The organism is Streptomyces sp. NBC_00341 (assembly GCF_041435055.1).
In the GTDB taxonomy this organism is placed as follows: Bacteria; Actinomycetota; Actinomycetes; order Streptomycetales; family Streptomycetaceae; genus Streptomyces.
On record NZ_CP108002.1, the window covers coordinates 5,487,570 to 5,510,753 of the forward strand.

General features: G+C 72.1%; 18 protein-coding genes and 1 riboswitch. Of the genes, 10 read left to right on the forward strand and 8 right to left on the reverse strand.

The window, feature by feature from the left end; genetic code table 11:
* The first annotated feature begins 308 nt into the window (after positions 1-308).
* Positions 309-2,057, forward strand: coding sequence for a peptidase (locus OG892_RS24840; protein ID WP_371630317.1), 1,749 nt, complete (start codon positions 309-311; stop codon positions 2,055-2,057).
* Positions 2,058-2,418: 361 nt separating this feature from the next.
* Here OG892_RS24840 and OG892_RS24845 read toward each other — a convergent pair whose 3' ends face one another.
* The gene (locus OG892_RS24845; protein ID WP_073732609.1) at positions 2,419-2,721 is read right to left on the reverse strand and encodes a chorismate mutase; all 303 of its coding nucleotides are present in this window, start codon (positions 2,719-2,721) and stop codon (positions 2,419-2,421) included.
* A gap of 317 nt (positions 2,722-3,038) precedes the next feature.
* Between OG892_RS24845 and guaA the strand changes: the two genes are divergently transcribed.
* From guaA to OG892_RS24865, 4 genes are all read left to right on the forward strand, one after another.
* The gene (gene guaA / locus OG892_RS24850; protein ID WP_073732608.1) at positions 3,039-4,625 is read left to right on the forward strand and encodes a glutamine-hydrolyzing GMP synthase; all 1,587 of its coding nucleotides are present in this window, start codon (positions 3,039-3,041) and stop codon (positions 4,623-4,625) included.
* Between the two features lie 147 nt (positions 4,626-4,772).
* Complete coding sequence (locus OG892_RS24855) at positions 4,773-5,543, forward strand: class II aldolase/adducin family protein (RefSeq protein WP_371630318.1); 771 nt, start codon at positions 4,773-4,775, stop codon at positions 5,541-5,543.
* A gap of 125 nt (positions 5,544-5,668) precedes the next feature.
* On the forward strand, positions 5,669-6,934 hold the full coding sequence (locus OG892_RS24860) for a hypothetical protein (RefSeq protein ID WP_073732606.1): 1,266 nt from the start codon (positions 5,669-5,671) through the stop codon (positions 6,932-6,934).
* 145 nt (positions 6,935-7,079) lie between these two features.
* Positions 7,080-7,586, forward strand: coding sequence for a DoxX family membrane protein (locus tag OG892_RS24865; RefSeq protein ID WP_328865727.1), 507 nt, complete (start codon positions 7,080-7,082; stop codon positions 7,584-7,586).
* 156 nt (positions 7,587-7,742) lie between these two features.
* Here OG892_RS24865 and OG892_RS24870 read toward each other — a convergent pair whose 3' ends face one another.
* Positions 7,743-9,074 carry a PspC domain-containing protein gene (locus OG892_RS24870; protein WP_371630319.1) on the reverse strand — a complete coding sequence of 444 codons (1,332 nt, stop codon included), beginning with the start codon at positions 9,072-9,074 and terminating at the stop codon, positions 7,743-7,745.
* A gap of 211 nt (positions 9,075-9,285) precedes the next feature.
* On the opposite strand from OG892_RS24870, the gene OG892_RS24875 reads away from it, so the two are divergent.
* A complete protein-coding gene (locus OG892_RS24875; protein WP_371630320.1) occupies positions 9,286-10,584 on the forward strand; it encodes a PspC domain-containing protein in 1,299 nt (432 codons plus the stop codon).
* The gene (locus tag OG892_RS24880) at positions 10,568-11,272 is read left to right on the forward strand and encodes a response regulator transcription factor (RefSeq protein WP_073732601.1); all 705 of its coding nucleotides are present in this window, start codon (positions 10,568-10,570) and stop codon (positions 11,270-11,272) included. The genes OG892_RS24875 and OG892_RS24880 overlap by 17 nt, the downstream gene beginning before the upstream one ends.
* A 54-nt stretch (positions 11,273-11,326) precedes the next feature.
* Here the strand turns inward: OG892_RS24880 and OG892_RS24885 are convergent, their stop codons facing one another.
* Complete coding sequence (locus tag OG892_RS24885) at positions 11,327-12,100, reverse strand: GNAT family N-acetyltransferase (protein ID WP_371630321.1); 774 nt, start codon at positions 12,098-12,100, stop codon at positions 11,327-11,329.
* Positions 12,101-12,142: 42 nt separating this feature from the next.
* Positions 12,143-13,195 carry an NlpC/P60 family protein gene (locus tag OG892_RS24890; RefSeq protein WP_371630322.1) on the reverse strand — a complete coding sequence of 351 codons (1,053 nt, stop codon included), beginning with the start codon at positions 13,193-13,195 and terminating at the stop codon, positions 12,143-12,145.
* Positions 13,196-13,552: 357 nt separating this feature from the next.
* On the opposite strand from OG892_RS24890, the gene OG892_RS24895 reads away from it, so the two are divergent.
* The gene (locus OG892_RS24895) at positions 13,553-13,906 is read left to right on the forward strand and encodes a hypothetical protein (RefSeq protein ID WP_073732598.1); all 354 of its coding nucleotides are present in this window, start codon (positions 13,553-13,555) and stop codon (positions 13,904-13,906) included.
* Positions 13,907-13,923: 17 nt separating this feature from the next.
* On the opposite strand, the gene OG892_RS24900 is transcribed toward OG892_RS24895, so the two are convergent.
* A complete protein-coding gene (locus tag OG892_RS24900; RefSeq protein ID WP_371630323.1) occupies positions 13,924-15,099 on the reverse strand; it encodes an NlpC/P60 family protein in 1,176 nt (391 codons plus the stop codon).
* A riboswitch (cyclic di-AMP (ydaO/yuaA leader) is annotated at positions 15,098-15,262 on the reverse strand. Its footprint overlaps the gene before it by 2 nt.
* A gap of 260 nt (positions 15,263-15,522) precedes the next feature.
* On the opposite strand from OG892_RS24900, the gene pcrA reads away from it, so the two are divergent.
* Complete coding sequence (gene pcrA, locus OG892_RS24905; RefSeq protein WP_073732596.1) at positions 15,523-17,961, forward strand: DNA helicase PcrA; 2,439 nt, start codon at positions 15,523-15,525, stop codon at positions 17,959-17,961.
* A gap of 52 nt (positions 17,962-18,013) precedes the next feature.
* On the opposite strand, the gene OG892_RS24910 is transcribed toward pcrA, so the two are convergent.
* Positions 18,014-19,570, reverse strand: coding sequence for a M23 family metallopeptidase (locus OG892_RS24910; protein WP_371630324.1), 1,557 nt, complete (start codon positions 19,568-19,570; stop codon positions 18,014-18,016).
* Positions 19,571-19,736: 166 nt separating this feature from the next.
* Entirely contained in the window at positions 19,737-20,654 is a 918-nt protein-coding gene (locus OG892_RS24915; RefSeq protein WP_371630325.1) for an esterase/lipase family protein, read from the reverse strand.
* A gap of 407 nt (positions 20,655-21,061) precedes the next feature.
* On the opposite strand from OG892_RS24915, the gene OG892_RS24920 reads away from it, so the two are divergent.
* Positions 21,062-21,475, forward strand: a complete 414-nt coding sequence (locus OG892_RS24920) for a cobalamin B12-binding domain-containing protein (RefSeq protein WP_327340694.1) — start codon at positions 21,062-21,064, stop codon at positions 21,473-21,475.
* On the opposite strand, the gene OG892_RS24925 is transcribed toward OG892_RS24920, so the two are convergent.
* Complete coding sequence (locus OG892_RS24925) at positions 21,441-23,141, reverse strand: DUF5691 domain-containing protein (protein ID WP_371630326.1); 1,701 nt, start codon at positions 23,139-23,141, stop codon at positions 21,441-21,443. The genes OG892_RS24920 and OG892_RS24925 overlap by 35 nt on opposite strands.
* Between the last annotated feature and the right edge of the window lie 43 nt (positions 23,142-23,184).

Here is a 23,184-nt window from a genome sequence, read left to right on the forward strand (position 1 = left end):
GGACACCTGACCCGGGACACCTGACCCGGGACAGCAGAAGGGGCTGCACCCCCCTCCGAGTGCAGCCCCTCATGCTCTACCGGTGAAGCCGAGTTACGGATGTGACCGGTGGTTCCGCATGCATGACCTGCAAGGCATCCCGATGGTTGTCCCGAAGTTCACAAAATCCTTATGTGACGTCGGTCACGCCTCGCGATGTGCCCGATCCGTGATCCGGAGCCGCGCAACTATTCACCCGGGCCCGTGGTCGTACCCACGTCGCCGCAAAGGCGATCACCCAGCTCCTCACGACCCGGAGAGCCCTCGATATGAGAAGCACGACCCCGAGAGCCGCTCTGCGCAGGGCCGCGGGAGGATTCGCCGCCGCCGGTCTGCTGGCCGCCGGATCCCTCGCTCTGACCGCTCCGGCGCGGGCCGCCGCCCCCGAGTTCACCCTCGGCGGTCCGGCCGGGACCGCGCTGCACCCGTACCCGGCGACGGGCACCCCGCAGAAGGCCTCGCTCGGCTTCACGGTCAACAACCCTTCGGAGGACGAGGAGAACGGCGCCTTCGAGGGCGAGTACACCGTCCGCTTCGACCTCAGCGGGATCAAGGGTGTCGCGGACGTGGCCTTCGGCAAGAAGGGCAGCGCCGACTGCACGGTCACCGGGACGAGCGCGGTCTGCCACGCCTGGGGCATCTTCCCCGGCGTGAGCACCCTCGCGGAGCTCGACGTCACCGCGGCGAAGGGCAGCGAGGACGGCGACACGGGCGCCATCGAGGTCACCGCGGAGGCGGACGGGGCCACGTTCACCTCGTTCACCGCCCGGATCGGCATCGGCGGCCCCGACCTGTCGATGGAGCAGCTGCCGTTCAGGACGGAGCTGAAGACCGGCGACACCCAGCCGGTGCCCGTCACCTTCACGAACAACGGCACCCGCGCGGCCGACGGCGTGCTGCTCACCCTGCGGTACACGCGCGGCATGGAGTTCACCGAGCGGTACCGGAACTGCGAGTACAGCGAGTCCGACGGGGGCATGGGCAGCCCCGGCGCCTGGACCACCGCCCTGTGCTCCTTCGACGGCAGCTACGAGCCCGGCGTCGCCTACACGCTGGCCGAGCCGCCCGCCATCAGGGCCACGGAGCGCGCCTTCTACGACTCCTTCCTCTACCGCATCGAGGAGGACGGCTCCGCCGCCCGTGCCGCGCAGCGCGCCGGTGCGGAGTACAGCCCCGGAAAGGGCGCCACGCTGGCCCTGCGCAAGGCCCCGGCGGCCCTGACCGCCGACCTGGACCCGAGCGACAACCAGCAGGAAGCCGACTTCCGGACCGCCAACACCGCCGACTTCGCGGCGTACGGTGACCGCGCGAAGGGCGGAGCGGGCGGCTCGGTCGAGGTGAAGGTCGGATTCCGTAACCGGGGTCCCGCGTGGATCGGCTACATCCGCTCCGGCGAGGACGTCGCCACCGTCGACGTCACCGTCCCCGAGGGCGCCTCGGTCGTCGCCAAGCCGGAGTCCTGCCGGGGTGTGACGGCCGCCGGGGAGTACCGCGAGAACCAGACCGCGGCCCCGCGCTACTTCTGCTCCACCCCGATGTCCGTACGCGAGGACGCCGACTTCGCCCTGCCCTTCGAGCTGAAGATCACCAAGGTGGTCGAGGGGGCCTCCGGCAAGGTCGTGGTCCGCAACCCCTTCCTCCAGGACCCGAAGCTGCGGTTCGACCCCGAGCCCGCCAACAACACCGCCTCGCTGGTCCTGAACGCCAAGGACTCCGGCACGGGCGACTCCGGAGCCACCACGGGCGACGGTGACACGGGCTCGGGCGGCGCGACCTCGACGGGCACCACCACCGGTTCCACCGGCTCCACCGGCGGCTCGGGCGACTCCGGCGGCAGCGCGTCGGGCGGCTCCACCGGTTCGGCCGGCTCGTCCTCGTCGGGCAGCACCGGCGGTGACTCCGGCGGCGGCCTCGCCGCGACCGGTTCCGTCGCCCTGATGACCGGCGCCGCGGCCGCGGCCGCCCTGGTCGCGGGCGGGGTCCTCTACACGGTCTCCCGCCGCCGCGCGGCCCGCTGAGCCGAAGCCGGACCGCGCGGGAGCGGACACAGAAGAACGGCCGGCCCCGGGCGTCCCCGGAGCCGGCCGTTCCTTCGAGGACCCAGCCCCTGGGGGCGGACCCTGCGGGTGACCGGGCTGCTGTCCCCTGCCGACCGGTCACGCACGCCGGTGCGCGGTCCCACGGCGTACCTGCGGTACGCCACACGCCCCGGCGGAGCCACGCGTGGTTTCCTTCCACCGCCGCCCCTGGCTGGCACGGACACCGGGACCAACGAAGCCGCGGCGGGCCCGGTCACGCGCCGTACGGGTGAGACCCCGCCCGAACTGGGATACGCCCCTACAGCCCTGCGGTGCCAAGGGCCGTCCGGCCAGCGGCGGGTCACACACGGCCGCGGCACAGCTCCAGCAGCGTCATCGCCAGGGAGGTGCCGGGCTTGCCGAGCGCGTCCCGGTACTGGCCGAGGATCTCCATCTCCCGGGAGAGGTTCACCCGGCGGCCCCCGGAGGTGATCCGGGCCTCCTGGATGACCGAGGAGACGGCCATCCGTTCCTGGACGAGACCGATGATCCGGTCGTCCAGGGTGTCGATGCGCGCACGGGCGTCGCCGATCAGGGACGCGGCCTCCTCGGTGTGCGCGCCGGTCGTCTCCGCGGCGGTGCGGGTGGCTGCGGTGCTGCTCATGGTGGGTCTCCCGGGTAGCTGCGGCTCCACGGAACCGACTTGGCCCGGAACGCCAGAACGCCCCGGGCCTGTCGGCCCGGGGCGCCTGGAACGTTGCTTGTCAGTTGCTCAAGCAGCACGACCATGGCAGCCGGCGGGCCGGGTGCCATAGGTAAAGACGAAGGTCGTGTGCTGACGCATGGCAGACAGTATGGACCCACTCCCGGCCGGGGCTCGCGCCGGGCCCGGATGGTGAGACGGGAGCCCGGCGGGGCGATGGTCCACGGCCGGTAGAATCGGAAGAACCGACCCCCTCTCCACCGCCGGAAGGCCGCCCCGTGCCAGCAGCACCCCCCGCCGCCCCCGACACCACCACCGACGTGGTCCTCGTTGTCGACTTCGGCGCTCAGTACGCCCAGCTCATCGCCCGCCGTGTCCGTGAGGCCCGGGTCTACAGCGAGATCGTGCCGTCCACGATGCCGGTGGCCGAGATGCTGGCCAAGAACCCCCGCGCGATCATCCTGTCCGGCGGACCCTCCTCCGTGTACGCGGAGGGCGCGCCCTCGCTCGACCGCGCGCTGTTCGAGGCCGGGGTCCCCGTCTTCGGCATGTGCTACGGCTTCCAGCTGATGGCCACCACGCTCGGCGGCACCGTCGACGACAACGGCGCCCGCGAGTACGGCCGTACCGCGCTCGCCGTCTCCAAGAGCGGCTCGACCCTCTTCGAGGGCACCCCGGACGAGCAGTCGGTGTGGATGTCGCACGGCGACGCCTGCTCCGCCGCCCCGGAGGGCTTCACCGTCACCGCGTCCACCGACGTCGTGCCGGTCGCCGCCTTCGAGAACGACGAGAAGAAGCTCTACGGCGTCCAGTACCACCCGGAGGTCCTGCACTCCACGCACGGCCAGCAGGTGCTGGAGCACTTCCTGTACCGGGGCGCCGGCATCGAGCCGAACTGGACGACCACCAACGTCGTCGAGGAGCAGATCGCCGCGATCCGCGCCCAGGTCGGCGACAAGCGCGCCATCTGCGGCCTCTCCGGCGGCGTGGACTCCGCGGTGGCAGCGGCCCTCGTGCAGAAGGCCATCGGCTCCCAGCTGACCTGCGTCTACGTCGACCACGGGCTGATGCGCAAGGGCGAGACGGAGCAGGTCGAGAAGGACTTCGTGGCCGCGACCGGCGCGAAGCTGAAGGTCGTCGACGCGGAGAAGCGCTTCCTGGACGCCCTGGCCGGTGTCTCTGACCCGGAGCAGAAGCGGAAGATCATCGGCCGCGAGTTCATCCGCGTCTTCGAGCAGGCCCAGCTGGAGATCCTCCAGGAGGACGGCCCCGAGGTCGCCTTCCTGGTGCAGGGCACCCTCTACCCGGACGTCGTCGAGTCCGGCGGCGGCACCGGCACCGCCAACATCAAGTCCCACCACAACGTGGGCGGCCTCCCCGACGACATCGAGTTCCAGCTCGTCGAGCCGCTGCGCCAGCTGTTCAAGGACGAGGTCCGGATGGTCGGCCAGGAGCTGGGCCTGCCGGACGAGATCGTCCAGCGCCAGCCCTTCCCCGGCCCCGGTCTCGGTATCCGGATCGTCGGCGAGGTCACCAAGGAGCGGCTCGACCTGCTCCGCGATGCCGACGCCATCGCCCGCGAGGAGCTGACCGCGGCCGGACTGGACCGCGACATCTGGCAGTGCCCGGTGGTCCTGCTCGCGGACGTCCGCAGCGTCGGCGTCCAGGGCGACGGCCGCACCTACGGCCACCCGATCGTGCTGCGCCCGGTCTCCTCCGAGGACGCCATGACGGCGGACTGGTCGCGACTGCCGTACGAGACCCTCGCCAAGATCTCCACCCGCATCACCAACGAGGTGGCCGACGTCAACCGCGTCGTCCTCGACGTGACCAGCAAGCCCCCGGGCACCATCGAGTGGGAGTAGTCCCGCCGCTCCCTCGCTCATGACGATGCCGCCGCCCGGCCTCCGGGCGGCGGCATCGTCGTACCTCTGGCCACCTGCGGCAACCGGCGGTAACTTCCGGATTCCGTACGTCTGATCCCGTACGCCGGGGAGTCTTGAGGAGCCGCCATGCCCGAGCCCACACCCATACCGGTGGACCAGCTCCACTTCGCGATGCCGCCCGTGCACACCTCCCTCGAAGAGGAACGCGCGTACCGCAGGGAACGCCTGGCCGGGGCGCTGCGGCTGTTCGGTGAGTACGGGTACGAGGACGGCGTCTCCGGGCACATCACGGCGCGCGACCCGGAGTTCACCGACTCCTTCTGGGTCAACCCCTTCGGCGCCCCCTTCGAGGGGCTGCGCCCCGACGAGCTGATCCTGGTCAACGGGGAGGGGCAGGTCGTCGAGGGCCGCCACCACGTCAACCAGGCCGCGTTCGCCGTCCACGCCCAGGTGCACCGGGCCCGCCCGGACGTCGTAGCCGTGGCGCACACCCACTCCGTGCACGGGCGCGCGCTGGCCGCACTGGGGGAGCTCATCGAGCCGATCACCCAGGAGTCCTGCGCCTTCTACGAGGACCACGCCCTCTACGACGCGTACACGGGCGTCGTCGTGGACGAGGACGAGGGGCGCCGGATCGCCGCCGCGCTCGGCGGCCGCAAGGCGGTCATCCTGCGTAACCACGGACTGCTGACCGTGGGTGACTCGGTGGACGCGGCGGCCTGGTGGTTCCTCACCCTTGAGCGGTCCTGCCAGGTGCAGCTGGCCGCGCGGGCGGCCGGGAAGCCGGTGCTGATCGAGCACCGGGACGCGCTCACCACCCGGGAGCAGCTCGGCAGCGACCTGGTCGCCTGGATCAACTACCAGCCGCAGTGGCAGCGCATCGCTCGAACGTTCTGACGAACCCACCCGCCCGATGCGCCCCGATGCGGGAGCAGCCCGTCCGGTACGGCACAATTCGCAGCAATCACAGCTGAGTTGGATTGACCACAGCTGTACCGGGGCGGGAAAGGGCGGCGTTCTCCGTGGCGTTGGACGAGGCACGACAAGGCGCACACGGCGGTGGCTGTACGTGCGGCGACTGCCCGCACGGAGCGCGCGAGGGACACCGGCGCGCGGTGGCCGCATTCCTGGCCAAGCGGGACGGGCTCGCCGCAGGTCAGGGGCTGCCCGCGGCCGTCGCCCAGTCGCCCTCCGCGACCCGGCAGTGGGTCTCCGACGAGCTGACCCAGTCCGCGCGCGCCGTCGCGGACCGGGGCCGGGAGGCGGGCGACGCCTGGCTGTACCGGGTGTGGCAGCGCACCCTGGTCATCGTGTGGGGCGCCGTCGCCGTACTGGCCGTCGCGGAGGCCGCCACCGCGATCGGCGCGGGCTGGAGCCACGCCCGCACCGCAGGGCTGGTCGCCGGACTCGTCACCGCCGCGCTGCTGACCGGGGCCGCCCACGTCCACCGGGGGCGCGGCGGTCTCCTCGCCCCGCTGATCGGTGAGGACAACCGGCTCTCCACCTCCCGGGCGGTCGCCGCGTCCTGGGTGCTGCTCGCGGTCTTCTCCGTACTCGTCCTCGCGCTCCAGCTGGCGGTCGCCTCCGGCCACGACCAGCGCGACGCGCTGATCGAGGGCCTGGACCTGGCGCGCGGCGCCGGGGTGGTGACCGTGCTGGCACTGGTGTGCGCCATCGCCGTGGTGGTCCGGCGGGTGGTGGGCGTACGGGTGCTGTCCGGACGGCTCCAGAAGCTGCGGGCCGACCGGCCGCGCGCCGCCGACCTGCTCACCGACGACGCGGGGCGTGGCGGCTTCACGGACGTGCAGTACGTGCTGGTGTCCACCGTCGCGGTGCTCTTCGCCGCGGTCCGCCTCGCCCGGCGGCCCGAGCAGCTGCCCGATCTGCCCTGGGGGCTGGCCCTGCTGGTGGCCGTCTCGGCGGCGGCGTACTTCGCGGGCAAGTACACGGAGTCCGGCCGGCCCGTGGTGCTGTCGGTTGTCAGGGCCCGGGAGGCGGGCGATCTGGACGCGCCGATCCGTACCGGTGACGACATCGAGATCCGCGGCGCGGGATTCGTGCCGCCCGGTGCCGGGGCCCCGGACCGGCTGGCCCGGATGGTCGTGCGGATCGGCCCGGTCCACGTCCACGTCCCGCTGGTCCCGGTCCCGGGCGGCTTCGCCAACCCGACCGACACCGTGCTGACCGTGCCGGTGCCGGTGGAGGTGGAGCCGGGGGTGGTCGAGGTGCAGGTGGTCACGGCGTCCGGCACGGAGTCGAACCGGGTCGAGATCGACGTGACGGACTGAGCCCCGGGGCCCTCGGGGCCCTCGGGAGCCGGCCACCCGGAAGGCCTTAGGGTCTGGTGACGGGTCGAACGGTCCGGCGAGGGTCGAATGGCCCTGTGGGCGGGGCCGGGCGGTCCGCCGCAGGGCTGCGGAAGGCGGGGCACCAATGCACTACGGCATGAACGGGCGCGGGCTGGGCGAGCCGAAGAGCCTGCGGGAGCTGGCACGGGAGCACGCCCTGCTGCCGCTGCGGATCTTCCTCGGGGCCACCTTCGTCTACGCCGGGCTCGACAAGCTGACCGACAGCGCCTTCTTCCACAGCACCGGCACCGGCTCCATCGGCGAGACGATGAACGCGGTCCGGGACTCCGCCGCGATCCCGGCCCTCGTCGACCTCGCGCTCAAGAGCCCGTCCGGCTTCGGCTACGCCATCGCGATCGGTGAACTCCTCGTCGGGCTCGGGACCCTCCTCGGCCTGTGGACCAGGATCGCCGCGCTCGGCGGCGCGCTGATCTCGCTGAGCCTGTGGCTGACCGTCAGCTGGCAGACCGAGCCGTACTACCTCGGCAACGACCTGATCTACCTCATGGCCTGGCTGCCGCTGCTGCTCGGCGGAGCCACGTCGTTCTCGGTGGACGGCATCCTCCCGCCGCGGCGGCGCCGGATCCGGTAGGCGACCCAGGTGGTCAGCACGGCGATGCAGAGGCCGCCGGCGAACAGCGCGACGAAGAACACCCACGGAGCGTGCCAGAGACCGGCGGCGTCCGCCCCGTAACCGGCCGCCAGACCCATCATCACCAGGCCCGCCACCGCCCGTCCGGGCCGGATCTCATGACGAAGCACGGGTGACCTCCACCTGTCCGAGGGCGACTTCCAGATCGAGTTCGACAGTGCCGGCCGGCGGGCCGCCCGGCTCGGGGGACAGCGTCCGGTGCTCGTTCTCCGAGATCCTGATGTCCACGTCGCCCTGGCGCGACCCGCCGCCGGGCGACCCGTCAGGCAGCGTGACGTCACCCAGGCCGGCCCGCGCGCTCAGCCGCACGGTGACCGCCTTCGGCACGCGCACGACGACCCGGCCCGCACCGACCTCCACCCGGGTCCTGAGCGTGTCGCCCTTCGGCACCGCGACCCGGGTGAGATCCAGGTCCGCCACCCCTGAGCCCACCTCGTAGCGCGGCTGCACCGCCGCGACCGTGGCCGGGCGCCACTCCTCGCGCACCCAGTGCGCGGTGATGTTGGCCGGGAGCGCGGACGCCCCCGCCAGCAGGCCCGCGGTGATCATCGAGAGCAGCACCGTGCCGAAGCCGGTCCGCCCGACGAAGGCGCTGACCAGCATCCCGGCCCCGAACACCGCGAGCGCGGCGGTCAGCCCGATCTGCAGGCTCAGCCCCAACGGCTGGCTGTCCCAGTTCGCCCGCGCGCCCACCGCGCCCGCCACCACCGCCAGCAGGAAGACGGCCCCGGCGATCGAGGTCGGCTCCGCGTTCTGCCGCGACTTCCTGGGCGTCCGGAACGGGTCGGTGGCCGTCGCCCCGCGCGGCCCGGCCGCCCGGCTGTCCAGCGTGGTGTCCGCCGGCCCCCACAGATAGCCGGGACCCACCGGGCCCGTGGTGCCGTCCTTGATGATCGGGTCCCGCCACCAGGACGGGCTGCCCGGCCTCGGCGGCGCCTTCACCTCCGGCGGCGCGTCCGAGACCGCCTGCGCGGCGGCGGGATGCAGCGGGCCCTGCGGATCGCCCGTCCTGCGGTGCTGCGTCCACACGGAGAAGCCGATCACCGCGAGCGACAGCATCGCGGCGAACGCCAGTGTGCCGCCGTTGCCCAGCATCGACAGGAAGAGCCCGCAGCCGACCAGCGCGAACAGCACCGCGATCAGCGACGCCCCCTCGACCCGGCCCGACAGCAGCCGGCGCGCCTCGTTCTCCTCCTCGCCGTCCAGCGGGACCAGCAGCCACGCGAAGCCGTAGAAGATCAGCCCGAGACCGCCGGTCACGGAGAGCACCCCGAGCACGATCCGGAAGATCACCGGATCGACGTCGCAGTACCGGCCGAGGCCGCCGCAGACCCCGGCCACCACCTTCTGCCGCGAGCTGCGCCGCAGCCGCCCGCCGGGCCCGGCGGACGGTACGGCGCCGGGCGGCGCATCCTGGGGAACGGTCATGGCTCCATGGTGACGGGCGCCGGGCACGTCCGGCACCCGCCCCGACCCTGGACGAACCCTGAGATCGTCCCCGCCCGACCCTGAAGGGACCGTTCCGGCTACCGGCGCCCGCCCGTTCGCTCCCGTCCCTTCGCTCCGCACGCGGCTCTCAGGGTCGAAGTGGGGGCCGACCCTGATGCCACCGGCCGCACACACGTGTGACGATCGGGTCATGCCAGCCGCCACCACCCGAGCCGCCAGCTCCCTCAATCCGGACCCGGAGGAGCCACCGCTGCGCAAGCTGTACCGCAGCGCCGACGGACGGCTGCTCGGCGGCGTCGCACGCGGTCTCGCCGGACACCTGGGGCTGCCGGTCGCCTGGGTGCGGTTCGTCTTCCTCGGACTGTTCTTCGCGGACGGCCTCGGCGCGCTCCTGTACGCCGTGTTCTGGATCGTCGTCCCGCTCGGCGTCGGCGGCGTGGACAGCCCCCGCTCCGTCTTCGAGACCGCCCCCGACGGCAGACGCCGGCTCCGCAAACCCGACCGGGGCCAGGTCTTCGCCCTGGTCGCGCTCCTCATCGGCGCCGTGATCTTCGTCGGCAACGTCGACATGGGCAGCAAGGCCGACCGCTACATCTGGCCCACCCTGCTGATCGGCGCCGGTTCGGTCCTGGTCTGGCGGCAGGCCGACAACGCCCGCCGGGCCCGCTGGATGGAGGTCGGCAGCCGCCGCCGGGTCCTGAACCTGGCCCGCGGGCTCGCCGGAGTCGCCCTGGTCGGCCTCGGCCTCGCCGGCTTCATGGTGGTCCGCGGCTCGGCCGCCCAGCTCGGCAACGTCCTCACCGCGGCCATCGCCGTGCTCACCGGCATCGCCCTGCTGGCCGGTCCCTACCTCGTCCGGATGACCCAGGACCTCTCCGAGGAACGCCTGATGCGCATCAGGGCCCAGGAGCGCGCCGAGGTCGCCGCCCACGTCCACGACTCGGTGCTGCACACCCTCACCCTGATCCAGCGCAACGCGGAGGACGCGGGCGAGGTGCGCAGACTGGCCCGCGCCCAGGAACGCGAGCTGCGCAACTGGCTCTACAACCCCGAGGGCACCGGCAAGGACGAGGACGACGAACCCGAGACGCTGGCCGAGGCCGTCAAACGCGCCGCCGCCGAGGTCGAGGACAAGCACGGCGTCCCGCTGGAGGTCGTCGTCGTCGGCGACTGCCCGCTCGACGAGAAGGTGACCGCACAGATGCAGGCCGCGCGCGAGGCGATGGTCAACGCCGCCAAGTACGGTGGCGAGGGTGGCGCCGTACAGGTCTACGCCGAGGTCGAGGGCCGCACGGTCTTCGTGTCGGTACGCGACCGGGGACCGGGATTCGACCTGGACTCCGTACCGGGGGACAGAATGGGCGTACGAGAGTCAATCATCGGCCGGATGCAGCGCAACGGCGGTACCGCCCGGCTGCGTTCGGTGCCCGGCGGGGGCACGGAAGTCGAGTTGGAGATGGAGAGGACGAGCGATGAACGGGACCACTGAGGCGACCGGGGGCCACGCGGACCCGGAGCGCCGGGTACGAGTCGTGCTCGTCGACGACCACCGGATGTTCCGCACCGGCGTACAGGCCGAGATCGGCCGCACAGAGGAGACCGGCGTCGAGGTCGTGGGCGAGGCCGCCGACGTCGACCAGGCGGTCACCGTCATCACCGCGACCCGCCCGGAGGTCGTCCTCCTGGACGTGCACCTGCCGGGCGGCGGCGGCGTCGAGGTGCTGCGCCGCTGCGCCCCGTTCATGGGCGCGGTGGAGAACCCCGTGCGCTTCCTCGCGCTGTCCGTCTCGGACGCCGCGGAGGACGTCATCGGGGTCATCCGGGGCGGCGCCCGCGGCTACGTCACCAAGACCATCACCGGCGCCGACCTGGTCGACTCGGTCTTCCGGGTCCAGGACGGCGACGCGGTGTTCTCGCCCCGGCTGGCCGGCTTCGTCCTCGACGCCTTCGCCTCGACGGACGCGCCGCCGGTCGACGAGGACCTCGACCGGCTGACCCAGCGCGAGCGCGAGGTGCTGCGGCTGATCGCCCGGGGGTACGCGTACAAGGAGATCGCCAAGCAGCTGTTCATCTCGGTGAAGACGGTCGAGTCGCACGTCTCCGCGGTGCTCAGGAAGCTCCAGCTCTCCAACCGCCACGAGCTGACCCGCTGGGCGACGGCCCGACGGCTGGTCTGAGCGGACGGCCGGTCCGAGCCCGACGACCGGTCCGAGCCCGACGGCTGGTCCGAGTCAGCCGGCTTCCCGTTCCGGATCGAGCGAGATGTTCAGCTTCTCGCCGATCCTGCGGTAGCCGATGGACGCGTAGATCCGTTCCACATCGGCGTCGCCCGGCTCCAGCCACACCACCCGGCAGCCCCGCTCGAAGGCGGTCGCCGTGAGGTGGGTGGAGAGGGCGGCCCCGATGCCGCGGCGCCGGAAGTCCGCCGAGACCGCGAGTCCGGCCAGTTCGCTGAGGCCGTCGACCGGGACCGAGCAGCCGCCCGCACCCGCCGGGATGCCGTCGACGGTGGCGAGCGCGGCGACGCCGCCGTTCGCCGCCGCGTCGCGCAGCCACTCCGCCTCGCCGCCCTCCGGCTCGCCGGTCCCGCCGTACCCCAGGTGCTGGACGAGCGCGGCGGCATCGAACTCCGCCGCCGTGACCGGTTCGGCCGTCACCAGACCGTCCACCGGCTTCGGCGGCAGCAGGCCGCCGGGGGCGCAGGCCAGGATCGGGGCCCGGTTCTCGACGGTGAACCCGGCGGCGAGCAGGGCGGGTTCGACGGCGGGCGCCCAGCCGGGCAGGTACTCCAGACGCGGCATCCGGTCCCGTTCGCGGAACGCCGCGACCAGGGCGTCGAGTTCGCCGGGTGTCGGTTCCGCGCCCTGGTCCGGGATCGCGTAGTTGGCGTACTTCAGCGACCAGTTCACGTTGTGGCGCACCGTGAACGGGCCCACCCGGTAGTGGTCCGGGGAGCGGAGGGCGAGCGTACGGGCGTGGGTCTGGACGTCGAAGTCCATGGGCATGTGTGGGTGTCCTTCTGTCCGGTCGGTCGGAAGGACGGGAGCCTATGCCACCCGGGTCGCTCCGGCGAAGGGCATTTCGTCGATCGGCGCGATGCGGACCGGGGCTCCGGGGCGCGGGGCGTGGATCATCCGCCCGTTGCCGATGTAGAGGCCGACATGGCTGATGCCCGAGTAGAAGAACACCAGGTCCCCGGGAGCGAGTTCGGACCGTCCGACCCGCTGCCCGGCGTTGATCTGGGTGTACGTGGTCCGGGGCAGCGAGACACCTGCGGAGCGCCAGGCGGCCTGGGTGAGGCCGGAGCAGTCGAACGAGGAGGGGCCGGTGGCGCCCCAGACGTACGGCTTGCCGAGGGCCCCGTACGCGAAGGCGACGGCCGCCGCCGCGCGGGCGTTCGGTGCCTGTGCAGAGCCGCGCGGGGCGCTGCGGTCGGCGTGGCCCGCGCCGCCTCGGCCGCCGTCGTCGGAGGCGTCGTAGGCGGCGCGCTGGGCGGGGGAGAGGCGGGCCAGCAGCGTGCGGGCCTGCGACAGCTTGGCCCGGACCGTCGCCTTGTGCTTCTGGAGGTCGTCCTGGCGGGCGGTCAGCTCGGCCAGTTGCCCCGCCGCCTCGGAGCGCAGCTGCGCCACGTCCGCCACCTGGCGCTGCACGGCGCGGACCTCGTCGGCCCGGCCCGATGCGGCCCGCTCCACGTAGGAGGCGCGCTGGAGGTACTGGTCGGGGTCGGAGGAGAGGGCCAGCTGGAGGGAGGGATCGAGGCCGCCCGCGCGGTACTGCGCGGCGGCGTACGAGCCCAGCGCCTCGCGCGAGGTGTTGAGCCGCTCGGTCCTGCGGGCGGCCTCGTCGCGCAGCGCGTCGATCGACCTGGCGGCGGCGGCCGCCTTCACCTTCGCGCCGTTGTACTGCTCGGTGGCGACCTCCGCCTCCCGGTACAGCCGGTCCACCTGGGCCTTGACCTTGGCGGCGGTGGGCGTCGGCTCTGCGTGCGCGGATCCCGGCAGCGCGGCAGCGGTCGCGGCCCCGGCGAGGGCGAGGGTCGCCGCGGTGCGGGCAGCAGAGCCGGTGTACGGGCGCTGCTTGGGTTTCCGGTGCGCGGCCACGAGGGCGGTGGTCCTTCCTGTCGACTGCCCGCCGGGGCCTACCGGCGGACCCGCCCGGTCCGGCGGCGGGTCGCCAACAGGGGGAGCGGCCCGCCGCCGGATCTCTCGGCGGGGCGACCGGGCGGCGCCGTCCGGGTGCGGAGCGGCGGTGATCCGGTCACCTGGTAGGGACGCTAAACCCGGGGCACGGGGAAGAGTCGTAATGACGCTTATTGCCCGAATTTGGCGGTGCGTTGTTTCTGAATGACAGGAAAAATTGCACCAGAGTCAGGCAATTGGTGCATTAGTCGGTCAAGCGACCAGTAAGTAGCACCTGGCTGCGGAGGCCTGCTAAGGGCGGGGCTAGGGTGCGGAACCATGCGTGTACTCATCGATGTCTTCGTCGCTCTTCACATCATCGGAATCGCCGCCCTGCTGGGAGGTTTCCTCACCCAGATGAAGGCGATGGGCGCGGGGACGGCTCGATTCGTACCGGGGATGCTGCACGGCGCGCTGACCATGCTGGTCACCGGGATCGCCCTGGTCGGGCTCGACCAGGCCGACGACCACCCCGTGAACAACGTCAAGATCGGCATCAAGCTGCTGATCCTCGTCGTCGTCCTCGGGCTGGTCTACGTCAAGCGGGACGAGGAGAAGGTCGAGAAGGGCCTCTTCGCGGCGGTGGGCGGACTGACGATGGTCAACATCTTCATCGCCACGCTCTGGACCTGAGCGCTTCCTGCTGCTGCCTAGCCGGGGCGCACGCTCCCGTAGATCGGCATGTAGAAGATCGACTCCTCGCGCACATTGGCCCCCGGCTTCGGCGCGTGGATCATCATGCCGTCGCCCTTGTAGATCCCGACGTGGCTGATGTCGTCGTAGAAGAAGACCAGGTCACCGGGCTGGAGGTCCGCCGTGGCGATCCGGGTCCCGACGTTCACCTGGTCCCAGGTGGTCCGCGGAATGCTGACGCCCGCGGCCTTCCAGGCCGCCTGGGTCAGCCCCGAGCAGTCGTACGAGGACGGGCCGGTGGCCCCCCAGACGTACGGTTTGCCCATCTGGGCCCTGGCGAACGCGAGGACCTTCTCGGCCTTCGTCGTCGCGCTGCTGTCCGAGCCGGAGCCAGAACCGGAACCGGTGCCCGTTCCCGTGCCCGTACCGGAGCCCGTGCCGCTGCCGCTGCCGGCCTCCTTGGCCTTGCGCTCTGCCTCCGCCTTCGCGGCCGCCTGCTTCTTCGCCAGCTCCTTTGCCTTGCGCGCGGCCTCGGCCTTCTTCTTCTCCTCCAGCTCGGCCAGCCGCGCCTTCTCCTGCGCGGTCAGCTTCGACAGCAGCGTGCGCGCCTCGGTCAGCTTGTTCTGCACGTCCTGCTTGCTGGTGCGCAGCTTGGTCTGCGACGCGGTGAGCGTCTCCAGGCTCGTCACCGCCTCTGCCCGCTTCTTCGACGCCTGCGCCTGCTTCGTCCGGAAGTCCGTGACGGCCTGCTGCTGGTTCGTGGCCATCCGGTTCATCAGGTGGGTCTGGTCGAAGAACGACTGCGGGTCGTTGGCCAGGAAGAAGGTGGCGGTCGGCGCGAGCGCGCCGTCGCGGTACTGGGCGGCCGCGTAGTTCCCGAGCGTCCGGCGGGCGTCGTTCAGCTTGTCGGCGCGCTTGGCGATGTCGTCCAGCAGCCCGTCCACCTTGGTGCGCTGCGCGGCGGACGCCTCTTTCGCCTCGTCGTAGTGCTGGGTCGCGGTGCCCGCCTGCCGGTAGAGGTCGTCGACCTTCTTCTGGACGTCCTCGATGCTGGGCTTCGGGGCCGGGGCCGCCAGCGCGCTCTGCGTGGACAGCAGGGTCACCGAGGCGAGTGCGGCCGTCGTGAACCCGATGGCGGGGGTGGTGCTGCGCACCCGGGGGCGCGGTTTGCGATGCGATGCCAAGGCCGGCATTTCCTTCCGTGGACCGCCTACCGGGTTAGCTGTCGGGTTCGGGCGGAACGGAAGGCTGCCCTACGGTCCTGGTGGGGGTTGCGGACCGATTCACCCCGGTGCTGCGTGTGGGTCCCCGGTTCCGGACCCCGTACGGGCGGCCCGGATTCGGCGTGGACGCCCGCTCGGCGTGGTTCGCCTCTGGGGGTACGGCCGTCCGAACGAGCACGCTAGCCAACTCATGGTGCCGCTGTGAAGGTTGATGTTCGATATGCCCGATACATTTTCGTGACCTTGCGGAACCCGTGCCGTACGGCCGGGCGCGGCGCGGCATTTTCCTACGCAGGGTGGTCCGGGCATCGCCGTGTGTGGCTCCCGTGGGTGCGGGTTCTGCCGTGCGACCCCGGCCATGATCCGCCGGACAGGCCCTAGACTCGGAGGGCGATGAGCAGCCTCTTTGACGACAGTTTCCTGGCCGGCCTCCAGCACACGGAGGAAGGGCCCCCGCCACCCCCCGAGGACTCCGCACCCGAAGCGGTGCCGGAGGACCTCTTCGGGGGCGTGTTCGACGGGCCCCCGCCGCCCCGCGACGCGTACTACCGCGACGGGGCCCACCGCCCGGTCATCGACGCCGCCGCGCTGCTCGACGGGCTGAACACCGAGCAGCGTGCCGCCGTCGTGCACGCGGGCTCCCCGCTGCTCATCGTCGCCGGGGCCGGTTCGGGCAAGACCCGGGTGCTGACGCACCGCATCGCCCACCTGCTGGCCGAGCGCGGGGTGCACCCCGGCCAGATTCTGGCGATCACCTTCACCAACAAGGCCGCCGGTGAGATGAAGGAGCGCGTCGAGCAGCTCGTCGGGCCCCGCGCCAACGCCATGTGGGTCATGACCTTCCACAGCGCGTGCGTCCGGATCCTGCGCCGCGAGTCGAAGAAGCTCGGCTTCACCTCCTCGTTCTCGATCTACGACGCGGCGGACTCCAAGCGGCTGATGGCCCTGGTCTGCCGCGATCTCGACCTCGACCCGAAGCGCTTCCCGCCGAAGTCGTTCACGGCCAAGGTGTCGAACCTGAAGAACGAGCTGATCGACGAGGAGACCTTCGCCGGACAGGCCACGGACGGCTTCGAGAAGACCCTCGCCCAGGCCTACGCGATGTACCAGTCCCGGCTGCGCGAGGCCAACGCGCTGGACTTCGACGACATCATCATGACGACGGTGCACCTGCTCCAGGCCTTCCCCGACGTCGCCGAGCACTACCGCCGCCGCTTCCGGCACGTTCTGGTCGACGAGTACCAGGACACCAACCACGCCCAGTACACGCTCGTACGGGAGCTGGTCGGCCCGGCCGGCGAGGCCGACGCCCCCGGCGAGCTGTGCGTCGTAGGTGACGCCGACCAGTCGATCTACGCCTTCCGGGGCGCCACGATCCGCAACATCCTCCAGTTCGAGGAGGACTACCCGGACGCGACCACGATCCTGCTGGAGCAGAACTACCGCTCCACCCAGACGATCCTGTCCGCCGCCAACGCCGTCATCGAGCGCAACGAGAGCCGCCGCCCGAAGAACCTCTGGACCAACGCCGGCTCCGGCACCCGGATCACCGGCTACGTCGCGGACACCGAGCACGACGAGGCGCAGTTCGTCGCGGACGAGATCGACCGGCTGACCGACGCGGGCGACGCCAAGGCGGGCGACGTCGCGATCTTCTACCGGACGAACGCGCAGTCCCGTGTCTTCGAGGAGATCTTCATCCGGGTCGGCCTGCCCTACAAGGTCGTCGGCGGTGTGCGCTTCTACGAGCGCAAGGAGGTCAGGGACGTCCTGGCCTACCTCCGGGTCCTGTCCAACCCGGAGGACACGGTCCCGCTGCGCCGCATCCTGAACGTGCCCAAGCGCGGCATCGGGGACCGGGCGGAGGCGATGATCGACGCCCTGTCGATGCGCGAGAAGATCACCTTCCCGCAGGCGCTGCGCCGCGTCGACGAGGCGTACGGCATGGCCGCCCGGTCCGCCAACGCCGTCAAGCGGTTCAACACGCTGATGGAGGAGCTGCGCACGATCGTCGAGTCGGGCGCGGGCCCGGCCGTGGTGCTGGAGGCCGTCATGGAGCGGACCGGCTACCTGGCCGAGCTCCAGGCCTCCACCGACCCGCAGGACGAGACCCGGATCGAGAACCTCCAGGAGCTCGCCTCCGTGGCGCTCGAATTCGAGCAGGACCGGAGCGAGGAGGAGGGGTCGGGAACGCTCGCCGAGTTCCTGGAGCGGGTCGCGCTCGTCGCCGACTCCGACCAGATCCCCGACGAGGACACCGACGGCTCCGGAGTCGTCACGCTGATGACCCTGCACACGGCGAAGGGCCTCGAATTCCCGGTGGTCTTCCTGACCGGCATGGAGGACGGCGTCTTCCCGCACATGCGCGCGCTGGGCCAGGTCAAGGAGCTGGAGGAGGAGCGCCGGCTCGCCTATGTCGGCATCACCCGCGCCCGCGAACGGCTCTATCTGACCCGGGCGTCGATGCGCAGCGCGTGGGGCCAGCCCTCGTACAACCCGCCGTCGCGGTTCCTGGAGGAGATCCCGGAGCAGCACCTTGAGTGGAAGCGCAAGGGCCCGATGGCGGCTCCGGCGGGACCGACGTCGGGCATCACCTCATCGTTGTCCGCGTCCCGTTCGCGCTCCGGGCCCTCGGGCTTCGCGACCCGGCGGACGTCGGACAAGCCGACGATCACGCTGGTGGTCGGCGACCGGGTCACGCACGACCAGTTCGGTCTGGGCACGGTGACGGCGGTCGACGGCATCGGCGACCAGGCGAAGGCCACGGTCGACTTCGGGGACGAGCGGCCGAAGAAACTGCTCCTGCGGTACGCCCCGGTCCAGAAGCTGTAGCGGGGCGTACCGTCCGGCCCGGTTCCTCCAGGAGGAGGCCGGGCCGGTCAGGTCAGGTCGGGTCGATGTCGTGGCTGCGGAGCCAGGGCAGCGGGTCCACGGCCGCGCCGCCGCCGGGCCGCACCTCGAAGTGCATGTGCGGGCCGGTCGAGTTGCCGGAGCTCCCGGAGTGCGCGATCACGTCTCCGGCCTTGACGTTGCCCGAGCGGATCCGGGTGCTGCTGAGGTGGCAGTACCAGGTCTCGGTGCCGTCGGCCATCGTGACGATGGCCATGTTGCCGTAGGCGGTGTTGTACTGCGTACGGATGGTGCCGTCGGTCGCCGCCATGACCGGGGTCCCGTACTGGACGGGGAAGTCGATGCCCGTGTGCACGGACATCCAGTTGACGCCCGCCTGGCCGAAGTACGCGCTGAGTCCGTGCTCCTTGACCGGCATGACGTACTTGGGGCGCAGGGCCTCCTTGCGGGCGGCCTCCTCCTCGCGCTTCTTCTTCTCGGCGGCCTGCCGCTCCTTCAGGTCGATGCGCTCCTGGGTGCGGCTGGCGCGGCCGGCGAAGTTCTCCGCGTCGGCGCTGAGGTTGGCGAGCTGGGTGTCCAGCTTGTTGTTCGCGGCTACCGGCTCGACCGTGGCGGGGTCCGCGGCCGCCATCGTCGTGGTGTCGTCCTTCGTCTCCTCGCCGCCACCCATGCCGCCCACGGAAGCGGCGGCGATACCGGCCACGCTCATCACGCAGGCGGAGGGGACGGCGATGGTGAGGAGGGCGGAGCGCTTGGCGGGCGAACGCCTGCGGCTGCGGCTGCCACCGCGGGAGACCTGACGGCCTGCGGGGTGGTGGGCGTCCGGCTCCGGGCCCGCCTCGGGGAGGCTGAACGCGGCGGTCTCGGAGGTTTCGTAGATCTCGACGAGTTCGGCGGGCTCGGCGGTCGTCGGCACGGCCTGGGCGGGCTCGTACGCCTCGTACGCCTGGTACGTCCCGTACGCCTCACGCGTCTCGTGCGCCTCATGCGTCTCGTACGGTGCGTGTGATTCGTACGGATGCTGCCGTGTCTGTTCGGGCTCGTGCGATGCCGTCAGATTCTGCGGCGTTTGCTGTCCGTGCTCGGGCGTGGCGCCGGTGTTCCAGGCGGTGGCGTCGTACGCGCCGGAGTCGTATCCCGCCGTGTCGGTGCTTGACCACTGGCCGTTCGTGTACCAGCCGGAGGTGTCCCACTGGCCAGAGGAGTCGGGGGCGCCGCCCTGTGCCGGGATGTTCGCGTGGGCGTCCGCCGTTGCCCAGGTGCCGGTGGTGTCGTACTGCTGCGGGGCCGCGTCGTACTGCGGGGCCGCGTCGTACTGGGGGTGCTGCTGGAAGTGGGGGGTGTAGGCCGCGTAGTCGGCGGCGTGGTCGTACGCGGCGGTGCGGTGAGCGCCGGTGTCCCACTGGGTGGTGTCGTACTGGCCACTGTGACCGGCCTGGCCGGTGTCGTACGGGGCGGCGTAACCGGTCGTGGTGTCGTACGGACCGTCGTAACCGCTGGGGAGGGAACCGAAGAGCGGGTCGTCGTCGAAACCGCTCGTGGAGTGGCTGTCGTATCCGACATACCCGGCGTGGGGGTGCTGGTCGTTCACCAACTTCTCTCTCGCCTCGGCAGCAGGACCTTGGGTCCGGGGCCCGTGGGGGACCCCGGGGGAAAGCAGTGGCCGCGACTGTACCCGGCGGTACGCGACGCCGACAATCTTCCACGGCTCGCGGGCGATCAGGAATCGGGCAATCGGCCGTCTTTCGACGGGCCACTCACACAGCCTTGGCTCTATGTTCGAGATTCGTTCTATTTCCGGGCTCCTGGGCGTCGAGCGCCTGGCGGACCCCGGCGGCCACGGCCGGGTGCACGGGCAGTGCGAGATGGCCGATCCCGCTGACGCGGACGTTGGTCGCGTCGAGGTCGGGATGGTCGATACAGGCCGCCTCGGCAGGGACGATGACCTGGTCCAGCTCGCTCCAGAAGCTGACGAACCGGGTGCGGCACCCCGGCGCCGGAAGCCGGAGCTCCTCGATCGGCGCCGATCCGCCGCGCATCTGGCGCACGATCGGGAGGGCGCCGGCCAGCGGGGCGACGGCGGTGCCCGCGTGCGGCGTACCGAGTGTGACCAGGGTGCGGACCCGTCGGTCGCCGCCCAGTCGCTGTACGTAGTAGCGCGCTATCAGGCCGCCCAGGCTGTGCCCGACGATGTCGATCTCGCGGTGCCCGGTGCGGGCGCAGATCTCCTCGACGTGGCGGCCGAGCAGCTCGGCGGCGCTGCGGATGTCGCAGGTCAGCGGGGAGTAGTTGAGCGACTCCAGATGACGCCAGCCGTGCCGGGCCAGCGAGCGGCGCAGCAGCACGAAGACGGAGCGGTTGTCGATGAAACCGTGCAGGAGTACGACGGGCGGCCGGTCCGGGTGCCCGATGTGCCCCGCGCTCCCGGCGTGCGCGCCCGGCAGGGCCGTGGTCCCGGGAGGTGCGGGGACCGGCTCGGCCGCCGGGCGTGGCGGGGTGCGCCGCTCGCCGGTGATGCCGGTGGGGTAGATCAGCGCGTGTCCGGCGAGCACCACGAGCTCCAGCGCGGTCGCTCTCAGCAGCGCGGACGACAGCCAGGCGTTGCGCGGGCCCGTCCGGCGTGGCAGTAGGGGAAGAAGGCTCGACAGCAGGGGAAGAAAAGGCGGGGTCTTCATTGACCGACCTCCTGCTTCCGGCACCCGGGGAGCGGCGGCTCCTGCCCCGTATGCCCTCGTGGGGCGCCGTGTCGGTCGTCCGGGCGGCGGTTCACCGTCCGGGACGCGCCGCCCGCCGCGCCTTCCGGATCACCTTCGGTGACCGGCCGGTGGGCGGTCGGTGAGCCGTACCACCGTGCCGTGCGGCTGACGGCGCGGTGGTACGACGACCTCGTGCGGCTCCCCCGGCGGCCGGTCCCGCACGGCAGGTGAGCCGCGTGCTGCGGGAAACGGCGCCCGGTGAACTTGTCCCACGTGTGATTTCCCCCTCCCCGACCACCGCGAAACAGCGGCTTGCGGGATGCTGTGGATAACGTTCGTTCACATCCCCGGCCTGTCGGGGGCGGGAGACGCGTGTGGAGGCAGTGATGGGTGTGACCGGTCCGATCCGAGTGGTGGTGGCCAAACCGGGCCTCGACGGCCATGACCGAGGGGCCAAGGTGATCGCGCGGGCACTGCGCGACGCCGGTATGGAGGTCATCTACACGGGGCTCCACCAGACTCCCGAGCAGATCGTGGACACCGCGATCCAGGAGGACGCCGACGCGATCGGCCTCTCGATCCTCTCCGGTGCGCACAACACCCTCTTCGCGAAGGTGATCGCCCTGCTGAAGGAGCGCGAGGCCGAGGACATCAAGGTCTTCGGCGGCGGCATCATCCCGGAGGCGGACATCGCACCGCTGAAGGAGCAGGGGGTCGCGGAGATCTTCACCCCGGGTGCGACGACGGTCGAGATCGTCTCCTGGGTCAACGCGAACGTCCGTCAGGCTGCGGAGGCCTGATCCCGCCCGGTGCCAGCTCCGCGTCCATCGCCGCGCGGAGCCGCAGGGTGGAGACCAGCCGCTGGAACGCCTCCGACCAGTAGCCGTTCGCGCCGGGGGAGGCGTCCGCCGGTTCGTCGGGGGTCGTGGTGAGGACCTCCAGGCGGTCGGCCTCCGCCGGATTCAGGCAGCGCTCCGCGAGCCCCATCACTCCGCTGAAGCTCCACGGGTAGCTGCCGGCGTCCCGGGCGATGTCGAGGGCGTCGACGACGGAGCGGCCGAGCGGCTCCGCCCAGGGGGTCGGGCAGACCCCCAGCAGCTGGAACGCCTCCGAGAGTCCGTGCGCGGCGATGAACTCGGCTACCCAGGCGGCCCGTTCGGCGGCGGGCAGCACGATCAGGAGCTTCGACCGCTCGGCGAGCGAGGCCGTGCCCGGACCGTTCGACGGGGGTGTCGAGGGGGCGCCGAGCAGCGCCCGCGCCCACTCCGGGTCCCGCTGCCGGACGGCGGCCCGGCACCAGGCGGCGTGCAGCTCCTCGCTCCAGCCGTCGGCCACGGGGAGCGCGACGATCTCCCGCGCCTCGCGGCCACCGAACCGGGCCGGCCAGACCGAGAGTGGGGACGACTCCACCAACTGGCCCAGCCACCAGGACCGTTCGCCCCGCCCGGACGGCGGGAGCGCCACCACGCCGTCGCGCTGCATCGCCGCATCGCACTCGTGCGGGGCCTCCACGGCCACGGAAGGGCCGGTGCCGGTGAGGCCGGGACTCACGCAGGACAGGGCGCGGTCCGCCATCCGGCGGGCGAGCGCGGAGCCGGGCAGTGCGGAGAGCAACTCGGCGGCCGTCGCCCGCACATTGCGGCTGCGGTCGGTCAGAGCCTGCTCAAGGAAGGGCTCGTCGGCGTCGGAGAGCCCGGTGCGCAGTGAGTCGACGAACATCAGCCGGTCCTCGGCCCGCTCGGTGGCCCACGTGGTGGCGAGCAGGGCGAGAGCGGCGTCGGACTCGTGCGCCCGCACTGCGGAGAGCAGCGCGACCCGTTCCGCGAACAGGCCCTCCTCCCAGAGCCGGTGGACCGCCTCCCGGTCGGTCACGTCCGGCAGCAGCGAGGTGCCGGACGCACCGCGCAGCGCGAACTTCCACTCGGGGTTCAGCCCGGCCAGCCAGAGCCCGCGCGGTCCGGCGAACGCCAGGGCCTGCGGCCGTAGATCGGTCCGCGCGCGGGCCGCGTCCAGCAGGGCGGGCAGCGTCGCGTCCGGTGCCCGGTAACCGTGCAGGTTGGCGGTGGCCAGCCACTGCGGGATCAGTTCGGTCAGATCGGGAGCGGTGCCGCGTCTGCCGGCCGAACCGCTCGGGGCCGCCCGGTCCGCGAGCAGCCGCTCCAGCCGGCCCCGGGCGGCGGCCGGAAGGGCCGGCCGGGGGTCGGCGGGAGCGCGATCGGGCCGGGGCGCGGCCGGGGCGGGCAGCAGGCCCGCCCGGCGCCGCACGGTGTGCAGGGCGGCCGCGTCCAGCAGCGCGGCCGCCGCGCCGTCCGGGCCGGCATCGCCCGGCACACCCGGTGGCCGGCGGCGGTCCGTGCCGAGCAGCGCCGAGGTGACCAGCTCCTCCCACGGAGCGGCGGCCGGCATGGCGGGTGCGGTGGGTGCGGTGGGTGTGGTTGGCGTGCTGGGTGGGCTGGTACGGGGCATCGTTCCTCCACCAGTAGTCGCGAGAATCAACGGAGTTCAGCGG

Excerpts from the sequence above, each read along its gene's own strand:
- OG892_RS24840 (WP_371630317.1), top strand. The coding sequence starts at position 309 with ATGAGAAGCACGACCCCGAGAGCCGCTCTGCGCAGGGCCGCGGGAGGA.
- OG892_RS24845 (WP_073732609.1), bottom strand. The coding sequence starts at position 2,721 with ATGAGCAGCACCGCAGCCACCCGCACCGCCGCGGAGACGACCGGCGCG.
- OG892_RS24855 (WP_371630318.1), top strand. The coding sequence starts at position 4,773 with ATGCCCGAGCCCACACCCATACCGGTGGACCAGCTCCACTTCGCGATG.
- OG892_RS24865 (WP_328865727.1), top strand. The coding sequence starts at position 7,080 with ATGCACTACGGCATGAACGGGCGCGGGCTGGGCGAGCCGAAGAGCCTG.
- OG892_RS24870 (WP_371630319.1), bottom strand. The coding sequence starts at position 9,074 with ATGACCGTTCCCCAGGATGCGCCGCCCGGCGCCGTACCGTCCGCCGGG.
- OG892_RS24875 (WP_371630320.1), top strand. The coding sequence starts at position 9,286 with ATGCCAGCCGCCACCACCCGAGCCGCCAGCTCCCTCAATCCGGACCCG.
- OG892_RS24880 (WP_073732601.1), top strand. The coding sequence starts at position 10,568 with ATGAACGGGACCACTGAGGCGACCGGGGGCCACGCGGACCCGGAGCGC.
- OG892_RS24885 (WP_371630321.1), bottom strand. The coding sequence starts at position 12,100 with ATGCCCATGGACTTCGACGTCCAGACCCACGCCCGTACGCTCGCCCTC.
- OG892_RS24895 (WP_073732598.1), top strand. The coding sequence starts at position 13,553 with ATGCGTGTACTCATCGATGTCTTCGTCGCTCTTCACATCATCGGAATC.
- OG892_RS24900 (WP_371630323.1), bottom strand. The coding sequence starts at position 15,099 with ATGCCGGCCTTGGCATCGCATCGCAAACCGCGCCCCCGGGTGCGCAGC.
- pcrA (WP_073732596.1), top strand. The coding sequence starts at position 15,523 with ATGAGCAGCCTCTTTGACGACAGTTTCCTGGCCGGCCTCCAGCACACG.
- OG892_RS24915 (WP_371630325.1), bottom strand. The coding sequence starts at position 20,654 with ATGAAGACCCCGCCTTTTCTTCCCCTGCTGTCGAGCCTTCTTCCCCTA.
- OG892_RS24920 (WP_327340694.1), top strand. The coding sequence starts at position 21,062 with ATGGGTGTGACCGGTCCGATCCGAGTGGTGGTGGCCAAACCGGGCCTC.
- OG892_RS24925 (WP_371630326.1), bottom strand. The coding sequence starts at position 23,141 with ATGCCCCGTACCAGCCCACCCAGCACGCCAACCACACCCACCGCACCC.